Source organism: Amycolatopsis sp. PS_44_ISF1, from assembly GCF_032335455.1.
GTDB lineage: Bacteria > Actinomycetota > Actinomycetes > Mycobacteriales > Pseudonocardiaceae > Amycolatopsis.
On sequence record NZ_JANUXO010000001.1, the window covers coordinates 3,200,993 to 3,220,169 of the forward strand.

Annotated in this window: 12 protein-coding genes and 5 pseudogenes; 11 read left to right on the forward strand and 6 right to left on the reverse strand. The window is 69.5% G+C overall.

Annotated features, from left to right (window positions below):
* Positions 1-5 precede the first annotated feature (5 nt).
* The 4 genes from NYF13_RS14325 to NYF13_RS14340 all read left to right on the forward strand — a co-directional run bounded on the left by NYF13_RS14325 (position 6) and on the right by NYF13_RS14340 (position 6,237).
* Entirely contained in the window at positions 6-602 is a 597-nt protein-coding gene (locus NYF13_RS14325; RefSeq protein ID WP_315657337.1) for a type VII secretion system-associated protein, read from the forward strand.
* 143 nt (positions 603-745) lie between these two features.
* Positions 746-2,431, forward strand: a complete 1,686-nt coding sequence (locus NYF13_RS14330; RefSeq protein ID WP_315656902.1) for a hypothetical protein — start codon at positions 746-748, stop codon at positions 2,429-2,431.
* Positions 2,428-2,958, forward strand: coding sequence for a type VII secretion system-associated protein (locus NYF13_RS14335; RefSeq protein WP_315656904.1), 531 nt, complete (start codon positions 2,428-2,430; stop codon positions 2,956-2,958). The genes NYF13_RS14330 and NYF13_RS14335 overlap by 4 nt, the downstream gene beginning before the upstream one ends.
* Before the next feature lie 447 nt (positions 2,959-3,405).
* Complete coding sequence (locus NYF13_RS14340; RefSeq protein ID WP_315656906.1) at positions 3,406-6,237, forward strand: BTAD domain-containing putative transcriptional regulator; 2,832 nt, start codon at positions 3,406-3,408, stop codon at positions 6,235-6,237.
* Positions 6,238-6,335: 98 nt separating this feature from the next.
* Here the strand turns inward: NYF13_RS14340 and NYF13_RS14345 are convergent, their stop codons facing one another.
* The gene (locus tag NYF13_RS14345; protein ID WP_315656907.1) at positions 6,336-6,707 is read right to left on the reverse strand and encodes an IS110 family transposase; all 372 of its coding nucleotides are present in this window, start codon (positions 6,705-6,707) and stop codon (positions 6,336-6,338) included.
* A 245-nt stretch (positions 6,708-6,952) separates the two neighbouring features.
* Positions 6,953-7,732, reverse strand: coding sequence for a transposase family protein (locus tag NYF13_RS14350; protein ID WP_315656909.1), 780 nt, complete (start codon positions 7,730-7,732; stop codon positions 6,953-6,955).
* A 165-nt stretch (positions 7,733-7,897) separates the two neighbouring features.
* Here NYF13_RS14350 and NYF13_RS14355 point away from each other — a divergent pair.
* Positions 7,898-8,035 (forward strand): annotated as a pseudogene (locus NYF13_RS14355) (IS481 family transposase); the annotation flags it as partial.
* Between the two features lie 56 nt (positions 8,036-8,091).
* Here NYF13_RS14355 and NYF13_RS36695 read toward each other — a convergent pair.
* Together NYF13_RS36695 and NYF13_RS14360 are read right to left on the reverse strand one after the other, a co-directional pair.
* Positions 8,092-8,352 (reverse strand): annotated as a pseudogene (locus tag NYF13_RS36695) (IS3 family transposase); the annotation flags it as partial.
* A 176-nt stretch (positions 8,353-8,528) separates the two neighbouring features.
* Positions 8,529-8,762, reverse strand: coding sequence for a hypothetical protein (locus NYF13_RS14360; RefSeq protein WP_315656911.1), 234 nt, complete (start codon positions 8,760-8,762; stop codon positions 8,529-8,531).
* 309 nt (positions 8,763-9,071) lie between these two features.
* On the opposite strand from NYF13_RS14360, the gene NYF13_RS14365 reads away from it, so the two are divergent.
* The gene (locus NYF13_RS14365) at positions 9,072-9,245 is read left to right on the forward strand and encodes a hypothetical protein (RefSeq protein ID WP_315656913.1); all 174 of its coding nucleotides are present in this window, start codon (positions 9,072-9,074) and stop codon (positions 9,243-9,245) included.
* Positions 9,246-9,701: 456 nt separating this feature from the next.
* Here NYF13_RS14365 and NYF13_RS14370 read toward each other — a convergent pair whose 3' ends face one another.
* Positions 9,702-11,813: an RICIN domain-containing protein gene (locus NYF13_RS14370; protein WP_315656915.1), complete on the reverse strand. Its 2,112-nt coding sequence runs from the start codon at positions 11,811-11,813 to the stop codon at positions 9,702-9,704.
* A 427-nt stretch (positions 11,814-12,240) separates the two neighbouring features.
* Between NYF13_RS14370 and NYF13_RS14375 the strand changes: the two genes are divergently transcribed.
* From NYF13_RS14375 to NYF13_RS14385, 3 genes and pseudogenes are all read left to right on the forward strand, one after another.
* The gene (locus tag NYF13_RS14375; RefSeq protein WP_315656916.1) at positions 12,241-15,888 is read left to right on the forward strand and encodes an ALF repeat-containing protein; all 3,648 of its coding nucleotides are present in this window, start codon (positions 12,241-12,243) and stop codon (positions 15,886-15,888) included.
* Positions 15,889-16,674 carry a hypothetical protein gene (locus NYF13_RS14380; protein WP_315656917.1) on the forward strand — a complete coding sequence of 262 codons (786 nt, stop codon included), beginning with the start codon at positions 15,889-15,891 and terminating at the stop codon, positions 16,672-16,674.
* An 82-nt stretch (positions 16,675-16,756) separates the two neighbouring features.
* Positions 16,757-17,066 (forward strand): annotated as a pseudogene (locus NYF13_RS14385) (transposase); the annotation flags it as partial.
* Between the two features lie 84 nt (positions 17,067-17,150).
* Here NYF13_RS14385 and NYF13_RS14390 read toward each other — a convergent pair.
* Positions 17,151-18,025 (reverse strand): annotated as a pseudogene (locus NYF13_RS14390) (IS701 family transposase).
* Positions 18,026-18,143: 118 nt separating this feature from the next.
* Between NYF13_RS14390 and NYF13_RS14395 the strand changes: the two are divergent.
* Complete coding sequence (locus NYF13_RS14395) at positions 18,144-19,022, forward strand: site-specific integrase (protein ID WP_315656918.1); 879 nt, start codon at positions 18,144-18,146, stop codon at positions 19,020-19,022.
* A pseudogene (locus NYF13_RS14400) lies at positions 19,019-19,174 on the forward strand (XRE family transcriptional regulator); the annotation flags it as partial. The gene NYF13_RS14395 and the pseudogene NYF13_RS14400, both read left to right, overlap by 4 nt.
* Positions 19,175-19,177: the final 3 nt, after the last annotated feature.

Here is a 19,177-nt window from a genome sequence, read left to right on the forward strand (position 1 = left end):
GACGGGTGGCGCCGGGGGAGTGGACCTTCCTGCTCGACCCGGGGTGGATGCCCGCCGGCCCTGGCCGCCAGCCGCCGGTCGCGGCGGTGGTGGGTGGCTGGTTCGTTCCCGGCGACGGTGGAGTGAGCCTTTTCCGCCCGAATCCCGGCTACCGGCCCTCCCGCCCCGGACTGCCCACCGATCCGGTCGACGAGGCCCTGCACCGTCTCGTCTTCGGCGGGGGCGACGGTGAGGAACTGCTCACCGCGCTTCCGGAGGTGCTGTTCGGCCTGGCCGTGACCGCGAACAGCGCCCCGGTCGTGGCTCCCGCCCCGGACGGCGTGCCGTCGATGCTGGTCGTCACCGCCCCGGTGCACCGCGACCGGGTGCGCAGTCCCGGCTGGCGAAGGGCGACGATCGCGGAACTCGCCGGAACGCTGCCGTCCGAGGGGGTGGACGTGCTGCTCAACCCTGGCGCCCCCGCGTCGATCCGGCTGACCGCCGGCGCGATCCGGGAGGTGGGGGCACCCGGCCCCGGCGCGGTGGTCACCGTGCGTCCCGACGACAGCGATTTCTGGGCCGACGACGTCTTCAGCGCGCCCGCGCCGGGCCAGGGAGGCTGAGCACGGGCGGGCCGGTAGCCCGTGCCTTCGGGCAGATTTCCCGGCGGAACATCACCGGCCGCCGGTTCGCCGGCGCCCGGATTCCCGATGGCTGCCTAGCGTCGGCAGCACAACGCCGAGATCGCACGACCGAGAGGAATCCGATGTCCTTGCTGACCCGATTGCGCCGGATGGGCCACCCGGCGGCGAACGGCTTCGTGACCGAGGTCGGCGACGTCCTCGTGGTGCGGGCGGCCGGCGACGGCACGGCCGGGGCCCGGGAACTGGCCGCGACGCTGCCCGCCGACCCCGGACACCAGGTGGTCGTGGCGGATCTGCCGCCCGGGGCCCCGATCGAGAGCTGGGAGTCGTTCGCGGCCGCGTTGCCCCGCGACCGGCGTCCGCTGCGGCTGGTGCCCGGGCGGCGGCCCCTCGAGATCGGACAGCCGGTCCCGCCGTGGCTCGCCCGGCGGCTCGGCCGTCCGGTGCTGGCCCCCTTCGGCCGGGTGTGGCCGGGTGCTGGGGGCGCCTTGTTCGTGCATTCGGGGCCGCGGACCGGCTGGGGATGGTTCCGGCCGGGGCAGCCCGCGACGTGGGCGGCGAAGCGCTTTCCCGCGCCGGGATGGGAATCGTCCGCGCTCGCGGAGGTCGTGGCGGCGGGCTCGGACGCGGTGGCCGAACCGCTGCCCGCCGGGATGTGGATCCGGCCGAAGGGCCCGGACGCGCGGTTCGCCCGCGAACGTCTCGCGCTGATCGGCATGGTGCCTGCCCGGCCGGGCACGCCGGTGCTGGTGGTGGGCAGCGCCGAAGTCCCCGGCTTGGCGCCGAGCACCATCGCGGCGTTCTGGCGGACCCTGCCCCCGGAGATCCGCGGCGCGGCGTGGTTCGCGGTTCATGGCGGTCTCGCGCTACCTCGGGACCGTTCGGCCGGCGCCGTGCTGGCGGCCGCGATCGATTCGGAAGTGTTGTGTTGCAATGGAATTCCGGTCGGCTCCCCGGATCGTCCCCAGGCGATCGTGCCGCAGGCGGATGGCGGTCCGGGACGGGCGGACTTCGTCCGGGTGTTCGCGTACCGGCCGGGCGAGGCCCGGCCCCGGCTACGCGCCCAGCACGCACCGCTCGGGGACCTGCCCGAAATCGTGCCGGGCGCCTACCGGTACGCCGCCGACGTGGCGGTCGAGGTCATTCAGGCCGGGCTGTGGGTCCGGCCGGTGGAAGGCGAACGCGCGGGTGGAAGCAGCGACGCGATCCGCGCGGTCCCGCAGGATCCGGCGAGCACGCTGGTGCTCTACGACGGCGCCGGCTCCGCGAAGCCCGGCCGGCTGCGGACCGTGGCCGAGGATCTGGTCAGGACACTTGAACTGAACGCGCGAATTCCAGCGCGGGCGCACTCCTTCGATTCGCTTTCGGCGGTTGCGGAACACACCTCTTGCCTACCGGTTACGCCGGTGTCGGCCGAGGGCAGAGCCGAGGCGACGGCGAAGTTGCGTGTCCTGGCTCCGGCGCCAAGCGAACCGATGGCGTCCGTGGCCCGGGAAGTCGATCCGGACGGGCGCACCGCGCGAATTCATGTGCGCTCGGTGCCTGCCGCCGACCCTCCCGGCGAACAACCAGGCCCGGCGGAGCCGACGATCCGGATGGCGACCCAGCCGAAGCCCGCCGACGCTGGCGCCGGGAACGGGGAACCGGAACCGCCGTCGGCGGGCGGTGGGGAAACGGCGTTGCCCTACCTCTCCCGGATGATGGAAACCATGGCGCTGCCGGTACCGGCAGCGCTGAGGTCCGCCGCGGCGGACCTCAGCGCCCCGTTGTCTCAGCTGTCGGCCCGGCTGGAAGGCAAGCTCCGGTGACCGGCGCTGCCGAGCGGGATCAGGTGCGGGTGCTGGTCGACCCCGCCTGGAAGGCGGCCGAGGACGCTCCCGAACCGCTCCTCGAAGCCCTGGTCGGGGCCTGGCCGATACTCCCGGACGGCAGCCGTGACCGGTTCCGGTCGAATCCGTCCTACCGGCCGTCCGCTCCGGGCCTGCCCCTCGACCCGGTGGATGCCGTGCTCGGCGCGATCGCCCGCGGCGCGGCCGGGGCGGACGATTTGCCCGCCCTGCTGCGGGACGCCGAACTCGGCGTCGCGGTCGACGAACGGGGCGTCGTGATCGTGCGTCCCGCGGCCGACGGGACGCCCTCGGCGATGGTGACGACCGCCTACGGTCACCGTGAACGAGTCCCCGCTGCGGACTGGCGGACGGTGTCGCTGGCGGAACTGGCCGAGGCGCTCCCGGAACACGGCGTCGACGTGCTGCTCAACCCCGGTGCGCCGACTTCGCTGCGGCTGTACGCGGACGCCGTCCGCGGCCTTGCCGTCGAGGACCGACCCAGCTGATCGATTCCGTGAAGCCGGTGTTGGCGGCCGTGGGCAATGAGTGTTCGTCTGCTGGTCAGGCCGGACGCGCTTCGAAATCGCGTCGCCTCTGGAGGGGCCTGGCTGATCGGCAGCGGATTCCGGCGACCGTCGCGACATCGCTGTTCGACCGAGGTGGCGGAGCGGCGGTGAGGACGTCGGCGAGCGGGCCGTACTGGCACAGGCCCGTCTCGGCCGGGCCGCCTGCCCGTACGAGCCGGGCAGCGACCGCGCGCCGAAGCCCCGCTGCGGGGCCGGCCACCCCTACCGCGAGACGTGGCGGGGACTGCCCGTCGATAATGGTGCGGCCATGCTTCCGGACTTTACGGGCACCCGACGCGGCCGGTGGACAGTCGCGCCGGCCTGTGGCACGGTGCGAAGATCGGGTCCAACTCACGGAGCACCCGACCGGGCAAAGGAGAACCAGGCTTGGCAGAGGGGTGGCGCTTCCGTCTGCTGGGACCCCTGGAGGTCCGCTACGCCGGCGTCTCGATACCCGTCGCCGCGGCCAAACAGCGGGTGCTGATCGCGGTCCTCGCGCTCGCGGCCGGTGAACCCGTCACGGTCGAGCGGCTGATTGCCTGCCTGTGGAACGACGTGCCGCCGTCCGGGGCTCGCAATACGCTGCAGAACCACGTGTTGCGGCTGCGTCGCACCCTCGCCGTCGGTACCGGGCCCGGTGTCCTGGTCAGCTCGAGCGCCGGCTATCGCCTCAATGTCGATCCTGACCTCGTGGACGTGCACTGCTTTCGCTCGCTGGTGCGTTCGGCGCGGTCCAACACGACCGCCGGTGAGGCGGAAGCGGGTGTGGCCCTGCTGGACGAGGCGTTGAGACTGTGGCGGGGGGAGCCGCTGGCGGACGTGCCCAGCGACCTGCTTCACCGGGAAACGGTACCGGCGCTGGCCGAAGCGCGGCTGGCCGCCCGGGAGCAGCGGATCGCCCTCGACCTGGACCTCGGCCGGCACCGGGAACGGGTCGGCGAACTTGTTGAACTGACCAACGAACACCCGCTGCAGGAGCGGCTGTGGGCACAGCTGATGCTCGCTCTGTACCGGTCCGGGCGGACCGCTGAGGCCCTGGACGCCTATCGCCGGGCTGGCCAGGTCCTCGCCGAGGAGCTGGGCGTCGACCCCGGCCCCGAACTGCACGCGTTGCACCAGGCGGTGCTGGCCAACGACCCCACCCTGGCGATCGCCGGCCCGGCGTCCGGGCCGACGGCCGGCCAGAGCCCTCCGGTGCCGCGGCAGTTGCCTCCGCTCAGCATGCACTTCGTGGGCCGCGCCGCGCAGGTGCGCGATCTCGATGCCCGATGGGAGGCCTCGAACGCCGCGCCGCTGATGGTGATCTCGGCGATCGGCGGCACCGCCGGGATCGGCAAGACCGCGCTCGCGCTGCACTGGGGGCACGCGCGTGCCGACCGCTTCCCCGACGGCCAGCTGTACGTCAACCTGCGCGGCTTCGACCCCGCCGGCATTCCGCTTCCCCCGATGACCGCGGTCCGCGGGTTCCTGACCGCGCTGGGCGTGCCCATGCAGAGCGTGCCAGCGGACCCCGACGACCAGGTCGCGCTCTACCGCTCCCACCTGGCTGGCCGGCGGATCCTGGTGGTCCTGGACAATGCCCGCGACGCGGAGCAGGTGCGGCCCCTGCTGCCCGGCGCGCCCGGGTGCCTGGTGCTGGTCACCAGCCGTGACCAGATGGCCGGCCTGGTCGCTTTGGACGGCGCTGTGCCGCTCACGCTGGACGTGCTCACCTACGACGAGGCCTTCGGCCTGCTGGTGCGGCGACTCGGCCAGGACCGCGTGACACGCGAGCGGGCCGAGGCCGACGAGCTGATCGAGGCGTGTGCCCGGCTGCCACTGGCCGTGAACATCGCCGCGGCGCGGGCCGCCCTGCACCCGGACCGGCCGCTGGCGGCCTTCGTCGGCGAACTGCGCGACGCCCACCGCCGACTGGACGTCCTGACCACGGGGGACGCCGCCGCGGACGTGCGCGTGGTGTTCTCCTGGTCCTACCGCACCCTCAGTCCCGAGGCGGCCCGCGTGTTCCGGCTGATGGGAGCGAACCCCGGCCCGGACGTCAGTCTCCTCCCGGCGGCCGGCCTGACCGGCCAGGACCCCGGCACGACCCGCCGGGCCCTGGACGAGCTGACCCGGGCCCACCTGATCAGCGAGCACACCCCAGGCCGTTACACCATGCACGACCTGCTGCGCACGTACGCCGCGGACCAGGCAAGTGCGCAGGACGGCGCCGCCGAGGAGGAAGCCGCGCTGCGGCGGGTGGTCGACTTCTACGTCCACACCGCCTGCCGGGCCGAATGCCTCCTGAACACCAACCGCGCGCCGATCCCGCTCGCCCCGCCCGCCCCGGGTGTGCACCTCGAACCGCCGACCGACGCGCGGACCGCCATGGCCTGGCATGACGCGGAATACACCAACCTGCTGGCCGCCCAGGAGGCCGCGGTCACGCACGGCTGGCACCTCACGGTGTGGCAGCTGGCGTGGTCGCTGAACTCCGCCCAGTTCCGGCGGGGAAACCGTGCCGAGCGGCTCGCGGTGTGGCAGGCCGCGCTCGAGGCCAGCACTCACCTGCCCGACCCCGGCAGCCGCATGCACGCCCACCGGCTCCTGGGTGGTGTCTACGCCGACCTGGGCCGGCACAACGAGGCGCTCGTCCACCTGCGGCAAAGCCTCGCCCTCGCCGAAGAACACCAGAACCTCGAGCAGCAGGCCGAGACCCACCGGGTGCTCGCCAGAGCCTGGCGGCTGCACCAGGACTACCGGCACGCCCTGGTCCACTCGAAGCATTCCCTGGAACTGCACCGCGCACTCGGGCAGCCGGTGGCGGAAGCCATGGTGCTCAACCAGATAGGCTGGCAGCTGGCCCAACTGGGTGAGTTCGAAGCGGCCCGCGCCAACTGCGAGGCTGCCCTCGCGATCCAGCGGCTCCAGCCCGACCCGGCCAGGATGGCACCGACCCTCGACAGCCTCGGTTACATCCTTCACCACAGTGGCCGTCACCAGGAGGCCGTGGAGTACTACGAGGAAGCCCTTGCCCTGGTCACCGATCTCGGCCATCTCAGCTACACCGCCGACGTGCTGGACAATCTCGGTCATTCGCGTGCTGCTCTCGAAGAGCACGAGCAGGCTCGTACGGTCTGGAGAAGGGCGACCGAGTTGTACTGGCAGCACGGGTACGAGGAGGCCGCCGAGCGGGTCCAGCGACAGCTCGATGCCCTGGAAGGCAGGGAAGCCCGTTAGCTGCATAAGGCGATGACGTTGGTGACACCAGCGTCAAGCCGGGCCGCTGGTGGTTGATCTCCGGCGGCAGTGGGTGGTCGATCCGCAGCTCCTCTCTGTCACGCCGCGGCGGGTGTTGCAGCGTGCTGATCGGTTGTGAGATGGCGACAGATGACCGTGGCGAGTCGCCTTTGCAGGTATCGCATGGCTTCGCAGTGTCCTTTGCCTGTTGCGCGTTTGCGCTGGCAGTAGATCCGGTGCTGGGCGTGACAGCGGACCTGGCTGAGCGCGATGAGGTGTAGGGCGTGGTTGAGCTGCCGGTCGACGGCACAGGAGAGACAGTGGCGTGTGACGTCACCGGAGGAGATCTCGATGGGCGCGGTGCCGCAGCAGGACGCGAAGCGGTTGTCGCTGGGAAACCGGTCGAGTGATCCGACACGACCAATGATGCGCGCGGCCAGGACGGGTCCGACTCCGGGCAACTGCAGCAACGCCGTCGCCGCGTCCTACACCGCGCCCGACACGTGTCGTTCCGCCGCTGCGACCTTCTTGCCGCGATGGCAGATTTCGGAGACCAGGTAGACGGCGAGGGCCCGTCGGGCAGCTTGAGCCCCGCGGGCTCGGCGGATCCGGCCGAGCAGCGCATCGGCGCGGTCGGCCGTCAATGATGCGGGTGCTCCGCCGTCTAAGGGATGTCTCGTAACTGATCTTGGAGTGCTTGCCGGTGATGGCGTGGTCAGCCGGTGGGGATGATGTTGTGCAGGGTGGCGGTGGCGGATGCGGTGTCGCCGAGTGTGCTGGCGGCGCGGCGGTAGTCGCGCGGGATGCTGAACAGGTTCATGCGGGCGAGTGTGTGTTCGACGCGGGCGCGGATCGTGTGGTGGGTGGGGTTGAGGTCTTCCTGCCAGGCTGTGAGTGGTTGCCTGTCGCGGCGTTTGCGGTAGGGCATGATCACTGCCGGGTTGCCCTGGTAGCCGCCGTCAGCCAGGATCGGGTGGCCGGTGAGTTTCTGTTCGATGCCGGAGTCGCGGTAGGCGGTGCGGTCGTTGCGGTTGCCCGGCAGCGGGTCCCCGATGGCGGGGACCAGGCGCGTGTCGGCGTCGATGGCTACCTGCAGGTTGGTGGAGTATCGGTCGTTCTTCGACGGTGCCGCCAGCCGGTGGTCGCGGGTCGGGATGAGGGTGCCGTCCACGATCGCGATCTGATCGACCCGTCGGCGGCGGACCGGGGCCAGTGCCGGCAGCGGGCCGAGGGTGTCGATGACCCGGTGCACCGCGGAGTGCGCAACCCCGGACAACGGCCCGATCTGGCGCATCCGGAGATTCGTACGCCAGTAGGTCGCCACGAGCAGTACCCGATCCGCCAGGCACAATGCCCACTGCCTGCCGGGGCGGCCGTCGGCGATGTCCTCACCACCGCGCACGGCCACCACCCGCACGAGCTTGCGGAACTGGGCGGGCTGCAACCCGGTGCACGGGTGGATCCACTCGGGGCTCGATGACCAGATCACCTGCACACGGACATCAACAACCACCCGCCGTCACAGCCATCCACCGGGTTACGAGACAGCGCTAAGGTGTATCTGGCCAGGACGTTGGTGGCGGAAGGGTTCGGGTTGACGTGAGGAGAGCCCCCGGGTGGGGTGTGGTTTGTCTAGGACCCACTCCGACCGGAGGCTCTCGTGTCTTACCGTAACGCCCGGACCACGGTTCTGGGCAGGTTACTGATTTTCCAACGTCACCGGGCGGGGTGGCCGCAGGCGCATATCGCGTCCGCGATGGGGGTCTCCTGCACGTGTGTGAAGACTGGCTGGACCGGTATGCCGCGGCGGGCGAGGGCGTTGGTCAGCGCGGTGACGGCGAGGCGGGACTTCATCCTGGAGTCGATGGAGTAGCCGACGGTCCGATTGGAGCAGGCGTCCTTGATCGCACAGAGATACAGTTTTCCCTCGGTGGCGCGGTGTTCGATGATGCCGGCAAGCCACAGTCGGTTCGGCGTGGTAGCGGTGAAGTCGCGCCGAACCAGGTCGCCGTGGACCGGTGGACCGGTATTCTTGCCGTTGCGGCCGCGCCTCTTGCCGAACGCGCTCCACCAGCCCATCGACGAGCAGATCCGCCACGCGGTCCGATCCGCCATCGAGCAGCCGGCGTCGCGGGCCTCGTCGGCGAGGAACCGGTAGCCGAACTCCGGGTCGTCGCGGTGAGCGTCGAACAACGCGTTCGCCCGATGGGCCTGTTCGAGCTCGGTGGCGGTGATTGGCCGGGCATGCCACCGGTAGTACGGCTGTCGAGCGATGTCGAGTACCCGGCACGTCACCGCGACGGGAATCCCGTCCGCGGCCAGCTCCGACACGAGCGGGTAAAGCCTTTTCCCGGCAGGTTCGCCTGAGACAAATACGCCCTCGCCCGGCGCAGGACTTCGTTCTCCTGCTCCAGCAGCTTGATCCGCTTGCGGGCCTCGCGTAGCTCCGCCGAGTCGTTCCTGGTCACACCCGGTTCGATGCCCTCGTCAGGGTCGGCTTGGCGCAGCCACTTGACCAAAGTCATCGGGTGGACCCCGAAGTCCTTCGCGATCTGCTCGACCCCTCACACCGGGCTCACGGTCGCGGGCGACCCGCACGACATCCTCCCAGCTCACCAACACGGCAAGCCAACTCAGATGTCACCAACCCGTGCAGCAGACCCGGCTCTACTGTGAGATCTTCGCATCGACCACGAAGCTTGAGCGCGATCGCCCTGGTGCCAAGCGGCGGCTACGGCCTGATCATGGCGCAGAGGCACCTGATGGGCTGCAGGTTATCCCCAGTTCGCCGAGCGGTCTGTTCCGCGGGCCTTCGGTGTGTCAGCGTCGAGGGTATGGAGCCAATCTTCGAGATACGGCCGCTGGCTGAGTACGAGTCGCCGGCGCACGTGTACAGCGACCTGGGGCTGTTGATGCCGGACCTCGAGTGCTCTGAACACGGCGGAGGTGAGGCCGTGCAGGCTGGCACCGCCGACTTCGTCGACGCGCAGAGCGTGACCCGCAGATGACTCGCCTGCTGGTCGACGATGCCTGATCCCGGCTACTCATCGACGACCGGAGAACCTGGGGTGAAGCCAATCAGAGCCCGAAACCATGTGAGGCGTCAGGTTGTCAAGCTCGTCGCGGTGGTGGTGCTGGCATACTTCGCCGGCGTGGGGATCGGCTTCGTGGTGGGCCTGCCCGACCCGTGGATCCACGGGTTCGTCTCCTGTGGCTCAGTCGCGGGCGGGTCGTTCGCAGGCTTCTGGGTGGCCCGCAGAGCGCGCCGGGACAAGAGGTAGTCTTCCTCGCGCCGTTGGCTTCAGTGGCCGAACGCGTCGTGGAGCTTGCGCGCCGGTCGGCTCCCCAGCAACTTCGCCTGGTAGGTCGAGACGGGCGGGGGTCGTCATTGCGTCGTTCGGATGGCGAGAGCCGGTCGCCCTCGAGGGTGTCGAGGGCGACCGGCTCTCGGGGTGCGACGGTAATCAGACGGGGACGATGGTCCATTGCTGGTTGGCCTGGATAAGGTCCATCCATTGCTGGACCCGGGTGGCGTTCCCGGTTTGGTTGTTGAAGGCTTCGACCACTTTGCCGGAGGTGGCGCTGCGGAGTGCGATGCTGCCGTTGGGTGCGGTGGTGATTTCCCATTGCTGGGCGGCGCCGTAGTGGCAGGTGTACTGATCGATGGTGGTGCCGTTGGTGGTGTTGGCGTTGTAGAGGTCAAGGCATTTGCCGGAGTTGCGGTTTTTGAATGCGTATTTGTTGCCGCCGAGGTCGACGACGTCCCAGATCTGTTTCACCGCGGTGGTGTAGCAGTCCCAGAGCTCGGCGCCGGCGAGGTCGGCGAGGGCGTCGTTGCCGACTCCGGCGATCTGGATGCAGCGTCCGGACTGGGTGCCCTTGAACTCGACCGCCTTGGCGGTCAGGGCCTGGGTGGTGTAGGCGACGGTGGCGCCGCCCTCGCTGCTCCAGTCGATACGGCCGCCGGTGAAGGTGTTGCGTCGCCCCTTGGGCAACGCGGTTTCGTCGCTGGTGGGGTAGCCGAGGAAGGATTTCTCGGCGCCGAGTTCGTTCCACTTGGCCCGGATGGTGCCGTAGACGGCGTGGGCGCCGGTGGTGGGTGACCAGTAGATCGCGGCGCCGTTGCTGAAGGTGACGAACTGGCCTTTGCCGTCGCCGGCGGTGGTGGTGTCGGAGACGGGGTAGCCGAGGATGCCGGTTTCGTTGCCGAATTCGGCGTACTTGCGGGCGATGTCGCCGTAGACGGCGGTCGTGCCGCCGGTAGGGGTGGAGTAGATCGAGCCGCCGTCGAACCGCTGGACACGGCCGCCGTTCGAGCCGAATGTCGTGGCGTCGGTGACGGGGTTGCCGAGCGGTCCGCTTTCGTAGTTCAGCGAGGCGTACTTGGTGTGGATCTGGTCGGTCACGACACGGATGCCGACGCCGGGCTTCCAGTAGATCGAGCCGTGAGTGAAGTGATTGAAGAGGACGCCACCGGTGGGGGATGCGGTGGTGTCGGTGGTGGGGAAGCCGAAGCGGCCTTGTTCCCAGCCGTTCTGCCGCCAGGTCTGCCGAATTAAGCCTTGCACGGTGTGGGCCTGCTTGGTCTGGTCGCTGTAGAAGATGGAGGCGTTGGCCAGGCCCTCGAGGTCTTGCTGATTGGCTTGGGTGGGCTGGCCGAAATGAGCGTAAGCCCCTGCGCCGTTGGGACCGCTGGGGGTGGGGGTGAGGCTGGTGAGAGGTTCTCCCTGCCAGGCGGCTCTGCCGAGTGCGACCCATTTTTCCCAGACGGGCCCGTACAACACCTGTGCGCCGAAGGTCTGTGCGAGCAGAGCGTTCCAGTAGATGGTTCCGCCGTTACCGCCGCCCGCAGCGGCGGGGTTACCGGCGAAGTCGACATGCCAGCCGTTCTTCGCGCCACCGGGGTTGCTCTGCTGGCTGGTGCTGGGGTAACCCAGCGGCCCGGCAGGGCCCCCGGTCTTGAGGTAGCTGTCGAGGGCCATGCCGTAGATGGCGCGGGCACCGCCGGCTGCGGTGTAGTAGATCGCGCCGCCGCCTTCGTAGTACTGCACCCATCCGAGGTTCTCGGGGGTTTCGGCTGCGTGCGGCTGGGCGCGGCGCACATGGCCGAGGGGCTCGCTGAGGAAGAAGTCGACGAAGCCTTCGGCGGGATCTTCAACGGAGAGCCGTTTCCGCTCGGCGGTGATCGCGGCGTAGCCCTGTGCCGTGGCGGCGCTGATCAGCCGCAACGCGGATGCGGCCGTGTGCTCTTTGCCGGCCCCGACTGCGGTCCAGCCACCGAGATCGATGTCGACCGCTCCGGCGGTACCGGAACCGTCGATGAGGGTGACGGTGATCGGATGAGCGTTGTCCCCGGCGAGCAGGTAGGCCCCGGGGACGTCCACCGCGTACTCACCGAAGTCGTCCGGGATCTCGAAGCACACCGGCCGGCCGTCCCCAGCCGAGGACTTCACTCGCACCACGTCGGTGCGCCCGGCGCAGCTCACCGGCTCCAGTGGGACCGGGTCCGCTACGGCCACGGCCGGCACGCCCAGTCCCATCAGGACACAGACGGCGACCACACCGATCCGAGACACGCGCAACACCATTTCCCCTCAGCAATGCAGTCAACCGGGCCTGAGTCAATGCAATCGCGTACGTCAGCCCGCGAAACCTGGCCGTGCCCGTGCGCCACCTTAAGGCGCCATCGGTCCATCGAAAGCAGGCGGACATCTGTTACATCCTTCGCTCGGCAGGCGGCATTACTGTCTTTCGGCAGCGAACGGCAGCGGCGACTATGTCCCCCGGCAGGGGGAGAAAGCTTTTAGCAGGCGACGGCCTGACCCCTGATTGTGAGGTCAATTACACACTTGACCCTTGATCATCGCGACGCGTACACTCCTCCCGCCGGTACCAGGTGGCCGGAAATCATCGACAATAGTTGCTCGTCAAAATCTGTGTGCGGTGCGCATTTCGCTCCGTAGCGAAATCTGTTCATATCTGTTTCTGGGGGGCTGACGGGGAATGCTGACGTCGAGGATGGCTCGTGCTGGGCGCAGCGGCGTTGCCGGGCGTGTGCTGGCGGTCGCGCTGGCGCTGACGGTCACGGCGGGTTTGATCGGCGCGCCGCCGGCGTCCGCCGATCCCACGCCCCCGGCCGGGTCCACCGCATCGGATCGGGAGCGGGTGCTCGCGGTCTGGCGGGACGGCGGGCCCGCGGTGCAGATCGCGGCGAGTGCGGCGTTGACCGGCACCGACGCGCAGTTGAAGGCGTTCCTGGACACCGGTCAGGCCGTCGCTGAGCAGCAGGACGTGCGCGGCCAGGTGGAGCAGTTGGCCGCCGGTGGCGGCCCGGTGGTCCGTGAGCGCGCGACGACGGCGCTGGCGGGATCGCCCCAGGCTGTTCAGACCTACCTGGTGTCCGGTTGGATCGATGCGCATCGTCAGGATCTGCGCAAGCAGGTGGACGAGGTTCGTGCGGCAGCAGCGGAGGGTTCGGAGGTCCGGGCTCGCGCCCAGCGGGCCCTCGACGCGGGCACCGTGGAGGCGCTGCGAGGCTTCGTGGACGGCGGGCGGGCCGGCGCCGAGATCGTGGACATGGAGATGCGGATCGCCCGGATGCTGGACGTCGCGCCGAAGGGATCAGCCGTCTACCAGGCCATCCAGGTCGCGTTGGACGGCACTCCGGAGGAGGAGCGGGAATTCCTGGACTTCGGGTACACGCTGGCCGTTGCACGGGACAATGAGCTGCTCTCGGTTCGGGCCTTGGCCGAGCAGGCCGAGCAAGCACGGCAGCGGGCCGCTGAGGAAACGCAGACAGCCAAGGACGCCTCGGCCCGTGCGATCAGTCTCGCCGACTCCGCGGCGTGGCTCGCGGATCGGGCCGGAGACGCCGCGGGGGCGACAGAAGAGATGGCCGGGTTGGCGGGCGGCCAGGCCGCCCGTGCCGCTGACTTGGCAGGCCGGGCCGCGCAGGCCAGCCAGCAGGCCGTGGAGTCGTCCCGCGCCGCCGCGGCAGCGGCGAGCACCGCGATGTCGGCGGCCTCGAAGGCCGCGGCGGCGTCAGCCGTCGCTTCGCGTGCGGCCGGACAGGCCGCCCGTGCCGCGTCGGCGGCGTCGGGGGACGCGCGCAAGGCAGCCGATGCCAGGATCGCGGCCCAAGCAGCCCGCGACGCCGCAGCCGGCGCCCGTGTCGCCGCGGACGCCGGACGAGCCGCGGGTGCGGCGGCGGTACAGGCCGGCCTTGCCGCGTCTGCCGCGGCCGGAGCCGGCGAGAAGGCCGCCGCGGCTGCCGCGTTGGCAGCAAAGGCGGCGCGCGCGGCTGGCACGGCGTCCGCGTACTACCGGCAAGCCGCCCGAGCCGCCGCGCGTGCGCAAGCTGAAGCAGCTCACTCCCGGACCGCGGCGGACACCGCGACGAACTTGTCCGGGCAGGCCAACTACGCCGCCCAAGAGGCCTCGAACAGCGCCATGTACGCCGCCACCAACGCCGAAGTAGCCGCGAGATTGGCGGATACCGCAGCCGACATGGCAGGACGCTCGGCAACCGCGGCCCAGGACACCGTCACAGCTGCGAAGGCCGCTACCACCGCAGCCGATGCCGCACGCACGGCGGCGGACAAGGCCCAAGAGATCGCCGACAACACCCGAAAGGCCGAGACCGAACTACTGGCCGCCGAGCACGAGCACAAACTCGCCCTCGCCCGCGCCGCCGCGGATCTGCCAGACCCTGATCACCCCAACGAGCCCGCCAACGACCAGCCCACCGCAGGACCTGAAACCAGCCGCTGGGACTCGATCACCCAGCAGCGACTCGCGGCAGCGCGTGATCTGCGTACCGCGCCGGCGGCGCGAGCCGGGCTGGCACGACAGGTGGCGCTGCGACTGGCCGGTAACCCCACCACCGGGCCGTGGACCCAAACGGTCGCCGAGACCGCGCTGGGTGGTGACGACGACGCCGCCGAAGGATTCGCCCGTGCCGGGCTTGACGCCGCGGCCGAGGCCGACGACCGGGACCGCATCGCAGTCCTCGCTGCCCCGGCGACTGTCATGCCCGACTCCGGGGAGCCCGCGAAGCTTCGGGCAGCGGCCACGACCGCGGCCGCCGGCACGATCGAGCAGATCCGCAGTTTCCTCGCCGACCCCACCTATCCCGGCCGCGACGCCGACGACCTAGCCGCGGCGCGCGCGGTCCTGGAGACCGCCCGCACTGCCGGGCAGCAGAAACTGGCCGACGCCGCGATCACAGCGCTGGCCGGGACGCCGGCCGATGTGAGGGCGCTGCTGGCCCGCACCCAGGCCTATCGGCAGCAGCGCGACGACGTTCTGGTCGTCGCCCGCGTCCAGACCGAGGCCCGCACGAACAACCAGCAGAACCTGGCCAACGCCGCCGAAGAAGCCCTCGCTGGGCCCGTCATTGGCATCCGGGACTTCCTCGACCGCAGTCAGTATCTCGCCGTCGCCAAAGACCAGGTCACCGCGGCCCACGTCGCGAGCGTCGAGCACTTCCTCACCCTCGCCCGCGAGGCTGCCGCGCTCGCCGCCGGCGAAGCCGCCGACGCCTGGGACGCCGTCGCCCCGGCACTGGCCGCCGCGAACAAGGCCGCGGAACAGGCCGCACGAGCCCGTGGCTACGCCAATCAAGCTGTCGGCTACAGCGCTCAGGCCCGTGCCGCGGCCCAGCGTGCCGCCGACTCCGCCACCCAAGCCGCGGCCTCATCACAGAAAGCCCGCGCCGCCTCCGATCAAGCCGGTCACTCCCAGAACATCGCCGCGTCTGCGGCCTGGCGTGCCTATCGCTTCGCCGTCACGGCCCGTGTATCGGCGCAACAGGCTGCCGGCTCCGCCGCTCGCGCCGCCACCGCGGCGGCGAATGCCGCCGGCGACGCCGCGGCAGCCCGCGACGCCGCCGACACCGCCTACCGCACCTACTTCGCCAAACTCGCCGCTGAAACCCGTCTCAACCGGGCCAATCCCGACGAGCGCAACACCGCCGAAAGCGGCGCCAGTACCGCGGATGACCTCACCCAGCCCGCCCTCGGCCACGACCTGTCCGACGAACGCTACGAAGCACTCCGCGGCATCGGCTATACCGGCTCCCGCCACTTCACCTGGCAGGAAGCCCTCGACTTCGCCGCTCGCGGCCCCTGGCCCCAAGCCGAAGTCTGCTTTGCCCTTGGCGGCACCACCGATCAATGCCGCCCCAATGGGCCACTCGGAGGCTTCGCCGGCTTCATCTACGACATCTTCCTCTCCGACATCAAGGCCTGCGCGCTCCTCGACGCCAAAGCATGCACCGCCATGGCCGCCGGTGCCGCCGGACGCGGCGCCAAAATCATCCGCGAAGCAGGCAAAATCGGCGAAGGGGCCGCCCGCGTCACCCTGCCCAAAATAGGCGAGAAACCACGGAAAGTCGTCAACACCAACGCAAGTCACCTCGGCGACGGTGGTCGATGGCAACGCGGAGGATTCGCTGACGAGAAGGCAGCGAGGGAAGCAGTGCAGGGGCTCGGGAAGTCGATCGAACGTGAAGGATTCCCCAGAGGAACCATTCCGGATACGGCCAACGCCGACCGCATGCTGGTGCCGTTGAACGACAAGACGTACGCTGTCTACCAGATCAAGCCCAACGGCAACGCCGTCTTCAAGACCATCCTGGAAAAGCGAGGTTAAGTGACCGCAGAGCAGCGTGAGCCGATGGTGGCCGCGTTCTGGCGTTTCGAGTCCGATGAGGAACGCCGCATCGTGCGCGATGTCCTGTACCGCCGGTTCCCTCGCCTGACGAGCCTTCTCGCCAGCGCGTTCGAGGCCGTATTTGCCGTCGACATCGCACACCCGGGAAACCCCGACGGCGACAACGACGCCATCGCGGAAACCCTTGCACTCCTCTCCGGGGCCAACGGGAACCTCGACCGGATCCGCATCGCACAACTGCACGACATCATCGGCGAAGGCATTGCACGAAGTTTTGGCCACGTGCCCAACCCTCGCCTCACCCAAGAGACGACCCGGCTGATCAGCGCCGAATCGGCGAGCGTTGCCTGGGAGGCCCTCACCTGGGAGGCAACTGATTCCGACGGAGGCGCGCGCCCGGAAGACATACGACCGCTCAGCCCGCCCTTTTGGGCGCTGCTCAATACACCGGAACAACACCGGGCCGCCAATGCGGTTGTGAATCGGGAGTTCGCGCCTACAGCGTCGATCTTACTCGAGTGCCTGCAACAGGCCGATCCCATGGATATCGTGTACCCGGACCAGACCCCGGAATACCCTGATGTCGTGCGCGAGACGGTCGTACTGCTGTCCGACGTTTACGCCGATCTCGACCGCGTATCCCCAGACCGGCTCGAGCGCGTCGTCGTCGAATCTCTCGCTCGATGCTTCGGCGAGCCACCCGAGGAAGGTCGAGTCCCTCACGCGATCAGCCTCATCACCAGGCATGCGATTCACCTTCGCTGAGAAGCGAAGACCGGGTGCTGTCCGAACGCGGCGGTGGCGGACTTGGTGAGTCGCCGGCCCTGCGCACTTGGCGTAGAGCGGCCTGTTGATTCCGGTGTTCCAGCCGCGTCCGCAGGGCGATGGCACGGCTCCGATGTGCGCTCGTGCGGTGTTCACCGCGATCGTGTACGTGCGGACCAGCGGGTGTGCTTGGCGGGATCTGCCGCCGTCGTTCGGTTGCCGTTCCAGACCGCGCACCGCCGTTTCGGCCAGTGGACCAAGATCGGGCGGTGGCGCGAGTTGCGCCACATGCTCTTGGACGAACTCGGCAGCCAGGGCCTGCTCGACTGGAGCCATGTAACCGTCGACGGGGCCTGCGTGCGGGCGAAAAGAGGGGATCTCTGACCGGTCCCAGAACCAGATATGGTCAGCCGCATCGGCGAGACGCAACACCAGCTTGGTGAGCAGGCGCCGGATCTCCGGTAGCGTGAACCCGATCATGCCCGGCTCGCCGGCAGCGGTTCCTTCTTTGCGACAAGGGATCGAGAGACGGCGAACCAGGCGTGGGCGAGCATCGACAGGGTGATGTGGGCATACCAGGCCCGCCAAGACCGGACCTGATACTGATCGAGTCCGGCTTCGTTCTCCGACCGACAGCCGCCGCCACGACCGGGCGGGCAGGCCTGCGATCAGCTCGTCGGCGCGGGCTTCGCGACCGCCGGTGGTGACCAGGGTGTCGTTGACCTTGGTGGCCAGCCACAACCGCAGGTACGTGACCTGCCCATAGGCCTCATCAGCGGTGATCCAGGCGAACGGCACCTCCGCGGCGAACGCTCGTGCCAGCATCGCCATGGCTTGCCGGGGTTTGGTCTCGAACCCGGTCCCGTCCGGGATCCCTGCCCGCCGGCACCGATCCTGGTCGGCGATCCAGGGCTCGGGCAGATAGAGCTCGCGGTCGATCAGCGCATGTCCGCGAGGCGAGGCATAGGCCAGGAAGATGCCGATCTGGCAGTTCTCGATCCGTCCGGCGGTGCCGGAGTACTACCGCCGCACCCCGGCCGAGCGGCTGTCTTTCTTCGCCGAACCCGGTATCGTCCGGGATCAGCACGCCACCCGGCTCGCCGAGGTGCTCGATCACGTAGCCGCGCACGTCGTCGCTGTCCCAGTCCGCCCAGCGCAGCAACCGCTGCACCCCGTCCGGTGACGCCTCACCGGCCTGCTCGGCCAGCGTCCACCCGTTCTTCCGCTCCAACCCCGCCACCAGCCCGGACACATACTCCCGCGCCCGACCTCGAGGCTCCGGGCGCGCGAACCGACCCGCGATCCGCTCATGCACCCGGTCCAGCTGATCCACCACCACATCGACCACCACCGCGGTGGTCTACCACAGCACCACTAACTGCCGTTGCAGTACTAGCGGACGGGACGATCCGCGGAGAGGTCGGACATCTGGAACAGGTGCGTGCCTGGCTCGGAAACCGTTGTGGGACATGGAATCGGCAGACGCCGACACCTACTTCGGCAAGGTCGTGCGGCACTCGGCCAAGGGAACACGCCTGGCGCGAGCACAGGCCCTGACCACCTACTTCCAGTTCCTCGAACTCCGGCACAAGGTCGAGATCCACCAACTGACCGGCCGGATCGTCGAGTGCCCGATCGACGAGATGAATCGGCCGCGCGGGCGCAAGGACGCCGCGCTGCGGATCCCGCCGGGCGAGGCCGAGGTCGCCGTGTTATTCGGGGGCTGGCGCGAGGAACTGGCGACCTGTCGGAAGTTCGCCCCGACTGCCCGCAACTTCGCGGCCTCGAAGTTGATGTCCCAGGTGGGGCTGCGGATCAACGAGGCCCGCTGGCTCGACCTGGACGACGTCAAATGGGATCTCGGCCGGTTCGGCAAACTGCACGTCCGCAAGGGCAAAGGCGCCCGAGGCAGCGGCCCGCGCGAGCGAATGGTGCCACTGATCAACGGCGCGGATCGGACATTGCGCTGGTTTGTCGAGGACGTCTGGGGCCAGTTCGATTCCGACCACACTCGGCCCGGCGCATCTCTGTTCCCTTCCGAACGCAAGAACGTCGACGGCACCGCGAAACGGGTCGGCGACGATGCACTGCGGTCCGGTCTCTCCGATGCCACCGCCACGCACCTGCCGGCCTGGGCGGACAAGCTCACTCCTCATGCCCTGCGGCACTTTTGCGCCAGCCAGCTCTATCTGTCCGGAATGGATCTGATCTCCATCCAAGAGGCGCTCGGACACGCCTGGGTAGCCACAACCATGAAGTACGTCCACCTTCACCGCACTCGCATTGAGGACGCCTGGATTGCCGGCCAGCACCGGGCCGCCGAGCGGCTGGAAGGACTGTTGTCATGAAGTGGAACTTGCGCTTGGCCTCCGCCAACCGCGGAATCTGGAAGGCGAGCGAGCTGCAACGCAGGCTCGCCGAGCACGGGCTGGTGATCTCGGCGGGGAAGATGTCCGGTCTCTGGTCGGGCAACCCGGCCAGCATCAAGCTCGACGACCTCGAC